Source organism: Streptococcus sp. HMSC065H07 (assembly GCF_001837325.1).
In the GTDB taxonomy this organism is placed as follows: domain Bacteria; phylum Bacillota; class Bacilli; order Lactobacillales; family Streptococcaceae; genus Streptococcus; species Streptococcus salivarius_H.
Genome location: NZ_KV832024.1, coordinates 29,457 through 38,745 on the forward strand (window position 1 = coordinate 29,457; position 9,289 = coordinate 38,745).

The window sequence follows — 9,289 nt, forward strand, 5'->3', positions numbered from 1 at the left end:
ATAATAAATTCAGAAACTTTTTTAGGAGGCATTATGCGTAAACAACGTTCACCCTGGACCAAAAAGCAACAGTTCATTTTTGGAATAATTGTAATCGTTGTGACCTTAATTGCCTCTTTGACTGCTATTCTTATTGTAGCGACTAAGCCTTATGTAGACGCTGAAAAGAAGGTTATTGCCATAGCAGAGAGCAAAGCAGATATTAAGACTGTTACTGAATTTGATATCTACCATGGTGAGGCTACCTATTACGGACTTCTTGGAAAGTCTGGTCAAGGTGAGAAACTGGCTGTTATCGTGAGTCATGATTCAGGTGAGGTTGATATCTACAAGCAATCGGATGGTATTAGTAAGTCAGTGGCTAAGAAAGCTGCTAAAGCCTATGGTGCTAAGGATATATCCTATGTCCACCTAGGAAAGTATGGCAAAACTCCTATTTGGGAAGTGAAGTCAGGAACCCAGTATTATCTGGTTGATTTTATCTCAGGTCAGGTTATTAAAGTGGAAGGACTATAATGAAATGACAAAATTATCAAATCGTGTATTACAAATGGAAGAAAGTGTTACTTTAGCTGCCAGTGCGCGTGCTAAAGCTCTTAAAGCTCAAGGACGTGATATCTTGAGTTTGACACTTGGTGAACCAGATTTTGTAACACCTAAGAACATTCAAGATGCTGCCATTGCCTCTATTGAAAATGGTAAAGCAAGTTTTTATACCGTGGCTTCTGGACTTCCAGAACTTAAGGATGCGATTAGCACTTACATGAAAAACTTCTATGGCTATGCTGTAAAACCAAATGAGGTTGTTGTCGGCACTGGTGCGAAGTTTATCTTATATGCTTTCTTTGCTACGGTTATCAATCCTGGTGATGAAGTCATTATTCCAACACCTTGCTGGGTTTCTTATGTAGACCAAGTTAAAATGGTTGAGGGTGTTCCGGTCACTTTCCAAACGACTGAAGCTAATCACTTTAAAGCAACGGTTGAACAACTTGAAGCGGCCCGTACTGAAAAAACCAAAGTTGTCTTGCTTAATTCTCCATCAAATCCAACAGGAATGATTTATAGTAAGGAAGAATTGCAAGCAATTGGTGACTGGGCGGTTGAGCACGATATCTTGATTTTAGCAGATGATATCTATGGACGTTTGGTCTATAATGGCAACACCTTTACTCCAATTTCAAGTCTTTCAGATGCCATTCGTAAGCAAACAATTGTGATTAATGGTGTTTCCAAGACCTATGCTATGACAGGTTGGCGTGTTGGTTTTGCTGTCGGAGATCCAGAAATTATTTCAGGTATGGCTAAGATTATCAGTCAAACGACATCAAATCTTACAGCAGTTTCTCAATATGCTGCTATTGAAGCCTTAACAGGTGATCAGTCTTCTATCGAAGAAATGCGTCAGGCTTTTGAGGAACGTTTGAATACGATTTATCCACTCCTAGCTGAAGTGCCTGGCTTTGAAGTCATCAAACCTCAAGGTGCCTTTTACCTCTTCCCTAATGTTAAAAAAGCGATGGAAATCAAAGGTTACACAAATGTTAATGATTTTACAAATGCTATCCTTGAAGAGGCTGAAGTCGCTTTGGTAACAGGTGCAGGATTCGGCGCACCTGAAAATATTCGTCTTAGCTATGCAACAGACTTGGATACTTTGAAAGAAGCAGTCCGCCGAATCAAAGCCTTTATGGAAAAATAGAATTAATATAGATCAAAAGAAAAGAGAAGTAATTACATGTCTAAACAATTAGTTTCAATTATTGATGTGCCTAAACACGTGGGCGAAGAAATCACTATCGGTGCATGGGTAGCTAACAAATCAGGTAAAGGGAAATTAGCCTTTCTTCAATTGCGTGATGGAACTGCCTTCTTCCAAGCGGTAGCTTTCAAACCTAACTTCATCGAAAAATACGGTGAAGAAGAAGGTACTGAAAAATTTGATACTGTTAAACGCCTTAGCCAAGAAACATCAGTTTATGTGACTGGTGTGGTCAAAGAAGACGAACGTTCAAAATTTGGTTACGAGTTGGATGTGACAGCAGTAGAAGTCATCGGTGAATCACATGATTATCCAATCACACCAAAAGAACACGGAACTGACTTCTTGATGGATAATCGTCACCTTTGGTTGCGTTCACGTAAACAAATGGCTGTCCAACAAATTCGTAATGCGATTATTTACGCAACATACGAGTTCTTTGATAAAAATGGTTTCATCAAATTTGATAGTCCAATTTTGTCAGGAAATGCAGCTGAAGATTCAACAGAATTGTTTGAAACGGATTACTTTGGTACACCTGCTTACCTAAGCCAATCTGGTCAGCTTTACCTTGAAGCTGGTGCCATGGCTCTTGGTCGTGTATTTGACTTTGGTCCTGTTTTCCGTGCCGAAAAATCAAAAACACGTCGTCACTTGACTGAGTTCTGGATGATGGATGCTGAGTATTCATTCTTGTCACATGATGAGTCACTTGATTTGCAAGAAGCTTATGTTAAAGCTCTTATTCAAGGTGTTATTGATCGTGCGCCACAAGCTCTTGAAATCCTTGAACGTGATGTAGATCTTCTTAAGAAATACATTGCTGAGCCATTCAAACGCGTGTCATATGATGAAGCTATCGATCTTCTTCAAGCACATGAAAATGATGAAGATACTGATTACGAGCACCTCGAACATGGAGATGACTTTGGTTCACCACACGAAACTTGGATTTCTAACTATTTTGGTGTTCCAACATTCGTTGTTAATTATCCAGCAAGCTTCAAGGCCTTCTACATGAAACCAGTCCCTGGTAATCCTGAGCGCGTTCTTTGTGCAGACCTTTTGGCTCCAGAAGGTTATGGTGAAATCATCGGTGGTTCAATGCGTGAAGATGATTACGATGCTCTTGTAGCTAAAATGGATGAACTCGGAATGGACCGTTCAGAATACGAATTCTACCTTGACCTTCGTAAATATGGTTCGGTACCACACGGTGGTTTTGGTATCGGTATTGAACGTATGGTTACTTTCGTAGCTGGAACAAAACACATCCGTGAAGCTATTCCGTTCCCACGTATGTTGCACCGTATCAAACCATAAGTAAAATTCTTTAGGAGTGCAAAAGTATGAAAAGATGGTTACTTGGTCTTTTGGCCTTACTTTGTATGGTTTCGATGGTAGCTTGTAGCAAGTCTGCTCCCTCACTAGAGGGTGAATGGCATGCACAAGATGCCTTAAAGAAGGATTATACGATTGTCTTCAAGAAAGATAAGGTCAAGATTGGTGAGCAGGATTATAACTACACAGTTGATGGTCCCAAGTCTAAAGATGACTTTACCTATTATTCGCTAAAAGTAAAAGATCAGGGGAAAGAGACGTCTTATACGGTATTTTTCCCAACTCAATCCAAAGAGGTTGCTCTTTTTCTACAACCAAATGATGAGAAAGAACCCATTAAGGGCCAAATGCTCTTTGCACTTAATAAAAAAGAAAAACCAGACTACTATAGCTATGTCAAAAAGTATCTGAAATAAAAACGCCAACTGGCGTTTTTACTTTAAATTAAGGAGGGTGAGGAAAATGTAGGCAACTCTAAGTAAGTCTTTTAGAAACAATCAAATTACATATTGAAAGTGAGAAAACGATGTTTAAAAGAACTTACAAAGGCAATATTCCACTTCTAGCAGGACTGGAATTCACATCTTATTTTGGAATCACCAGTTTTTGGATTTTATTTTTCATTCAGAATGGTCTTTCCTTACTTCAAATCGGTTTACTAGAAAGTATCTTTCATGGGACAAGTCTCTTGTGTGAGATTCCATCAGGTATGTTGGCCGATAGGTTTAGCTACAAGACCAATCTCTATTTGGCTCGCTTGGCCAGTATTGGATCCTCTGTCTTGATCTTACTTGGTCAGGGAAATTTTTGGATCTATGCGATTGCCATGATGGTCAATGCTTGGTCTTACAATTTTGACTCGGGGACCAGTACGGCTTTCTTATATGATTCAGCAGTTGAAGCAGGTCAAAAGGACCGCTATCTTCAGATTTCTAGCTTTTTGTCTGGTGTGGCAGAAGTCACCCGAACTCTAGGTACAGTTGTTGCTGGTTTCTTTGTTCACGGAGCCTTGGCCTGGACCTATCATATTGCGATTGGCCTTTCATTAGTTTCCATTCTCTTGATTTTTCTGATGAAGGAGCCAGAAACTAAGAGTGATGAAAGAGATCGCTTAACCTTAAAACGGATATTGGTGGTGGTGAAACAAGAATGGCAGGAGAAACCGGTCTTATTTTACTGGATGCTCACCTATCAACTGCTAGGAACCATCATGTGTATGTTTTATTTTTACTACCAACAGAAAATCAGTGACCTAGCCAGTTGGCAAGTATCGCTCATCATGCTTGTTGGTAGTCTCTTAAATCTTCTAGCTGTTTATCTAGCTAGTCAAATCGGGAAAAAATGGAATAGCAATCAAGTCTTTCCAATTCTGGTTGCGCTGACAGGGTTGGCCTTGCTGTTGGTATGGTTGAGAACTCCATTCGCCTATCTAAGTGTTTATCTTTTGACCAATGCACTTTATGCGGTTTATCAACCCATTTACTACAATGATTTACAAGGCTATTTACCATCCAGTGTACGGGCAACCATGCTGAGCATCAATTCGATGATGTTTAGTCTATCCATGATTGTCATCTTCCCACTGACGGGTTGGTTCATCGATAGTTATGGATTTGTAGTAGTCTTTATCATCCTGGGCCTTGTAACGCTATTCTCTTTCCCTCTCTTACTGATTGGATTGTGGAAAATGGGCAAGATAATAAATTAAGGGACAAAGATGGATTAATATTCCAGACTTTTATTAGTCTACATAAGTTTAAATTGGATAATAGCATCTTGCTTAACAAAATCCGAACGAACTCTCTCTGCTGTGCAGGGAGAGTTTTTTTATCTGATAAATTGTGGTAAAGTAGGCACATCCTTTACAATAAGAATCAAGTCGTGTGAAATCTTTAGGCCAAATGCTCTTTGCACTTAATAAAAAAGAAAAACCAGACTACTATAGCTATGTCAAAAAGTATCTGAAATAGTAGGAGAAGGATTAGCCTAGTGCTGATTCTTTTCTTTTTGGAATTATATATTTCAATTTTCAGAATATTTTGTTATAATAGCAACATATTAGTCAAAGGAGAACTATCATGGCAAAAACTATTCATACTGATAAAGCACCAGCAGCAATCGGACCTTATGTTCAAGGTAAAATCGTTGGCAATCTTTTGTTCGCTTCTGGTCAAGTACCATTGTCACCAGAAACAGGTGAAATCATTGGTGAAACAATTCAAGAGCAAACAGAACAAGTTCTTAAAAATGTTGGTGCTATTTTGGCGGAAGCTGGTACAGACTTTGATCACGTTGTCAAAACAACTTGCTTCCTAAGTGACATTAACGATTTCGTTCCATTTAATGAAGTGTATGCAACTGCCTTTACATCTGATTTCCCAGCACGTTCTGCAGTAGAAGTGGCACGTTTGCCAAAAGATGTTAAAATTGAAATCGAAGTTATCGCTGAGATTGATTAATGAAGAGAGCCTTGGCTCTTTTCTTTTTTTCTCAACTATGATAGACTATTAAAGATAAATCATTTTCGATGTTTGGGAGACACCATCGCTAAAAAAAACCATTACTGGCGTTTTTTTGGCTCCCCCAAGGGGCCTTTTTATGTGTCTCAGACATCACGAATAAAGAGGAATATTATGAAACGTCAATCAGCTTTGGTCGTCTTTAGTGGCGGTCAAGATTCTACTACTTGCCTATTTTGGGCTCTAAAACATTATGAAACAGTTGAATTAGTTACTTTTGCTTACGGGCAACGTCATAGCTTAGAAATTGAAGTAGCTAAAGAGATTGCGCAAGAACAAGGGCTTAAACACCATGTTTTGGACATGTCTTTGCTTGGTCAAATCACTGAAAATGCCTTAACATCTGATATTGAGATTGAGGCAGAAGAAGGTGAAGTTCCTAATACCTTTGTGGACGGGCGTAATCATCTCTTCCTTTCTTTTGCAGCTGTTCTGGCTAAGCAACGTGGTATCACTGACATTGTTACGGGTGTTTGTGAGACAGACTTTTCTGGTTATCCAGACTGTCGTGATGTTTTTGTCAAATCGCTTAATGTCACACTTAATCTTGCCATGGCCTATGATTTTGTTATCCAAACCCCACTCATGTGGTTGGATAAGGCTGAGACTTGGGCTTTGGCTGACCAACTAGGAGCTTTTGACTATGTTCGTGAAAAAACGCTAACTTGCTATAACGGTATTATTGGAACTGGTTGTGGGGAATGCCCTGCCTGCCACTTGCGTCAAAAGGGCCTTGAAAAATATCTAGCAGAAAGAGGAGAAGCTTAATGTTCTTTGCACCGAAAGAAATCAAAAAGGAAACAGGTGAGTCCTTGGTTTACAATCCTCATCGTACAATGGTTTCTAAAGAGTTTACTTTTGATGCTGCCCACCATCTCTTTAATTATGAAGGCAAATGCAAATCACTTCACGGCCATACCTACCATCTTCAGATTGCAGTAAGTGGATACTTGGATGAGCGTGGTATGACCTACGATTTTGGTGATCTAAAGAGCATTTATAAGGACCATTTGGAACCACAGTTAGATCACCGTTATCTAAATGAAACTTTGCCTTATATGAATACAACTGCGGAAAATATGGTTTTCTGGATTTTCCAGACGACGAGTCAACATCTGCCAGAGGAGAGAGGACTTCGTTTGGAATATGTGCGTCTTTATGAAACACCAACAGCCTTCGCAGAGTTTAGACGGGAGTGGTTGGATGACTAGAGAACGTGTACTCAAACTGCCAGTGCTTGAAATTTTCGGACCGACTTTTCAAGGGGAAGGCCGAGCTATCGGTCAAAAGACCATGTTTGTAAGGACAGCAGGATGTGATTACCATTGTGATTGGTGTGATTCTGCTTTCACTTGGGACGGGTCAGAGAAGCCAACGCGTATGACAGCTGATGAAGTTATCGAAGCTTTGGATGCGCTAGGAACTTACGACTATGTTACTCTTTCTGGAGGGAACCCAGCTCTTTTAGCGGCAAATATGGCTGAACTCGTTTCAAAACTCAAGGCTAGAGGAGTGACTTTGGCAGTTGAAACTCAGGGTTCTCGCTGGCAGGAGTGGCTCAAGGATATTGATCAAGTAACCTTAAGTCCTAAACCACCATCATCCAAGATGGAAGTCAATATGGAGACCCTTGACTTTATTGTTTCACAACTTGATCCTGACAAAGTTACCTTTAAGGTTCCTGTTTTCGACGATGATGATTTAGCCTTTGCTAAAATGATTCAAGAACGTTATCAGCCAGATGTCATGTTTCTTTCGGCTGGTAATCCTGAACCGAAAGCAGAAGGTAATATTGTCCAACATCAATTAGATCGCCTCAAAGAGCTCTGGGAGACAATAGCTGCTGATGACTCGTGGGGAAATGTGCGTGTTCTCCCTCAGCTTCATACCCTACTCTATGATAATGAGCGCGGAGTCTAATCTTCACATTCTATAAGCTTAGAATTGATAGTATTTTTACTTTTTTAATGATTAACATTAGAAATTTAGATTAAAAATCGACCATATAAAGGTCTAGAAAAATTAACAACAAAGGAAGAAAAATGTCACAACAAGAAGAAATGAAAAACCTCACTCTCCTTGGTAATAAGGAGACACCTTATATTTTTGAATACTCTCCACAAGTCTTGGAGTCTTTTGATAATCGTCACACTGATAATGATTACTTTATCAAATTCAACTGTCCAGAATTTACGTCACTTTGTCCTATTACTGGCCAACCTGATTTTGCAAGTATCTATATTTCTTATATTCCAGACCAGCTGTGCGTTGAGTCTAAATCTCTAAAGCTTTACCTCTTTAGTTACCGTAATCACGGAGATTTCCATGAAAACTGTATTAATACCATTGGTAAAGATTTGGTGGAGCTTTTGAACCCTCGTTACTTAGAAGTTTGGGGTAAATTTACACCTCGTGGTGGTATTTCTATTGATCCTTATTATAATTATGGTCGTCCAGAAACTAAGTATGAAAAGATGGCAGAGCAACGTCTTTTTAATCACGATCTTTACCCAGAAAATATTGATAATCGTTAATATCATGCTAAAAGTCCTTATATTAAGGGTTTTTTTATTTTGTTAAACACCTGTCTTTAGGGTGTAAAAGAAAGCTGATCAATTATTTTTTACAAGTAAAAGTAAGGTCATTGTTAGTTTTTTATTGGTCTGTTCTTAGAAAGTTCTATTATTAAAATAATTTGACAATAGAAGTATTATCTCCTACAATTAAAGTAAAACAGAAGCGTAAGCGCTTGCTTATAAAAGGTATATTTGTTTTTAAAAAGGGGAAAAGACAATGAGAAAGAGTTTACGATTATTTTCATGTGCTGTCCTAGGGGCAGCTATTTTAGCACCAACGGTAGTTGGCAACAATCATGCACAGGCCGATAGTTATTATGGCCGAGGTTACTATAATAACTATTCTTATAATCCATGGTATAACAACTATTATCCAAACTATGGTTATAACTACGGATATAATGGCTATTACCCAGGCTATAATTACAATTATGGCTATAACTACGGTTACAATAATTACTATCCAAACTATAACTATGGCTATAACTATAATTATGGCTATAACAACTATAATCCTGGTTACAACAACTATAATGAATCAGGGACTTACCGCTATAGCAATGGCTATTTGTACTACATCTTGAGTGATGGTAGCTACTATGTAAACTATAATGGACGTTGGGTTCGTGGTGGTGACTATAATAACAACAATAGTGGTTCTAACAATACACCAACGACAGGTTATGAGGTTTTGAGAAATGACCCTCACTACCGTTATGAAAATGGTACTCACTATTATTTGAAAGATAATGGCGATTATTACTATTATTCAAATGGTAAGTGGGTACTTGTTAAGGCTTCAAGCACAGATTCTGAAGCTCCAACAACTTCAACTGTAGATTCAACGTCATCAGCAAGCTCAGAAGCACCATCAACCGTAGATTCAACGTCATCAGCAACTTCAGAAGCACCATCAACTGTAGATTCAACGTCATCAGCAACTTCAGAAGCACCATCAACCGTAGATTCAACGTCATCAGCAACTTCAGAAGCGCCATCAACCGTAGATTCAACGTCATCTGCAAGTTCAGAAGTACCATCAACCGTAGATTCAACATCGTCTGCAAGTTCAGAAGTAGCTTCAACTGTAG

10 protein-coding genes and 1 pseudogene are annotated in these 9,289 nt (G+C 38.9%); all 11 read left to right on the plus strand.

The window, feature by feature from the left end; all coding sequences use genetic code 11:
• Positions 1 to 33: 33 nt before the first annotated feature.
• Positions 34 to 516 (plus strand): cell wall elongation regulator TseB-like domain-containing protein, encoded by a 483-nt coding sequence (locus HMPREF2637_RS03075; protein ID WP_004182029.1) that lies wholly within the window; start codon positions 34 to 36, stop codon positions 514 to 516.
• A gap of 4 nt (positions 517 to 520) precedes the next feature.
• Entirely contained in the window at positions 521 to 1,702 is a 1,182-nt protein-coding gene (locus HMPREF2637_RS03080) for a pyridoxal phosphate-dependent aminotransferase (RefSeq protein ID WP_064524297.1), read from the plus strand.
• Positions 1,703 to 1,738: 36 nt separating this feature from the next.
• Positions 1,739 to 3,085, plus strand: coding sequence for an asparagine--tRNA ligase (gene asnS / locus HMPREF2637_RS03085; RefSeq protein WP_002891115.1), 1,347 nt, complete (start codon positions 1,739 to 1,741; stop codon positions 3,083 to 3,085).
• A gap of 26 nt (positions 3,086 to 3,111) precedes the next feature.
• On the plus strand, positions 3,112 to 3,519 hold the full coding sequence (locus tag HMPREF2637_RS03090; protein WP_064524298.1) for a hypothetical protein: 408 nt from the start codon (positions 3,112 to 3,114) through the stop codon (positions 3,517 to 3,519).
• A gap of 110 nt (positions 3,520 to 3,629) precedes the next feature.
• The gene (locus tag HMPREF2637_RS03095; RefSeq protein WP_064524300.1) at positions 3,630 to 4,811 is read left to right on the plus strand and encodes an MFS transporter; all 1,182 of its coding nucleotides are present in this window, start codon (positions 3,630 to 3,632) and stop codon (positions 4,809 to 4,811) included.
• Positions 4,812 to 5,181: 370 nt separating this feature from the next.
• On the plus strand, positions 5,182 to 5,562 hold the full coding sequence (locus HMPREF2637_RS03100) for a RidA family protein (protein WP_002891112.1): 381 nt from the start codon (positions 5,182 to 5,184) through the stop codon (positions 5,560 to 5,562).
• Between the two features lie 174 nt (positions 5,563 to 5,736).
• The gene (gene queC / locus HMPREF2637_RS03105) at positions 5,737 to 6,390 is read left to right on the plus strand and encodes a 7-cyano-7-deazaguanine synthase QueC (RefSeq protein ID WP_004182407.1); all 654 of its coding nucleotides are present in this window, start codon (positions 5,737 to 5,739) and stop codon (positions 6,388 to 6,390) included.
• Positions 6,390 to 6,833 carry a 6-carboxytetrahydropterin synthase QueD gene (gene queD, locus HMPREF2637_RS03110; protein ID WP_064524302.1) on the plus strand — a complete coding sequence of 148 codons (444 nt, stop codon included), beginning with the start codon at positions 6,390 to 6,392 and terminating at the stop codon, positions 6,831 to 6,833. The genes queC and queD overlap by 1 nt, the downstream gene beginning before the upstream one ends.
• Positions 6,826 to 7,542 (plus strand): 7-carboxy-7-deazaguanine synthase QueE, encoded by a 717-nt coding sequence (queE, locus tag HMPREF2637_RS03115; RefSeq protein ID WP_049546068.1) that lies wholly within the window; start codon positions 6,826 to 6,828, stop codon positions 7,540 to 7,542. The genes queD and queE overlap by 8 nt, the downstream gene beginning before the upstream one ends.
• A gap of 122 nt (positions 7,543 to 7,664) precedes the next feature.
• Entirely contained in the window at positions 7,665 to 8,156 is a 492-nt protein-coding gene (gene queF, locus HMPREF2637_RS03120) for a preQ(1) synthase (RefSeq protein WP_003097375.1), read from the plus strand.
• Between the two features lie 259 nt (positions 8,157 to 8,415).
• Positions 8,416 to 9,289, plus strand: a pseudogene (locus HMPREF2637_RS10770) (serine protease); the annotation flags it as partial.

What these genes read in the sequence shown, in the direction of transcription:
- HMPREF2637_RS03075 (WP_004182029.1), top strand. Translation starts at nt 34, where the DNA reads ATGCGTAAACAACGTTCACCCTGGACCAAAAAGCAACAGTTCATTTTT.
- HMPREF2637_RS03080 (WP_064524297.1), top strand. Translation starts at nt 521, where the DNA reads ATGACAAAATTATCAAATCGTGTATTACAAATGGAAGAAAGTGTTACT.
- asnS (WP_002891115.1), top strand. Translation starts at nt 1,739, where the DNA reads ATGTCTAAACAATTAGTTTCAATTATTGATGTGCCTAAACACGTGGGC.
- HMPREF2637_RS03090 (WP_064524298.1), top strand. Translation starts at nt 3,112, where the DNA reads ATGAAAAGATGGTTACTTGGTCTTTTGGCCTTACTTTGTATGGTTTCG.
- HMPREF2637_RS03095 (WP_064524300.1), top strand. Translation starts at nt 3,630, where the DNA reads ATGTTTAAAAGAACTTACAAAGGCAATATTCCACTTCTAGCAGGACTG.
- HMPREF2637_RS03100 (WP_002891112.1), top strand. Translation starts at nt 5,182, where the DNA reads ATGGCAAAAACTATTCATACTGATAAAGCACCAGCAGCAATCGGACCT.
- queC (WP_004182407.1), top strand. Translation starts at nt 5,737, where the DNA reads ATGAAACGTCAATCAGCTTTGGTCGTCTTTAGTGGCGGTCAAGATTCT.
- queD (WP_064524302.1), top strand. Translation starts at nt 6,390, where the DNA reads ATGTTCTTTGCACCGAAAGAAATCAAAAAGGAAACAGGTGAGTCCTTG.
- queE (WP_049546068.1), top strand. Translation starts at nt 6,826, where the DNA reads ATGACTAGAGAACGTGTACTCAAACTGCCAGTGCTTGAAATTTTCGGA.
- queF (WP_003097375.1), top strand. Translation starts at nt 7,665, where the DNA reads ATGTCACAACAAGAAGAAATGAAAAACCTCACTCTCCTTGGTAATAAG.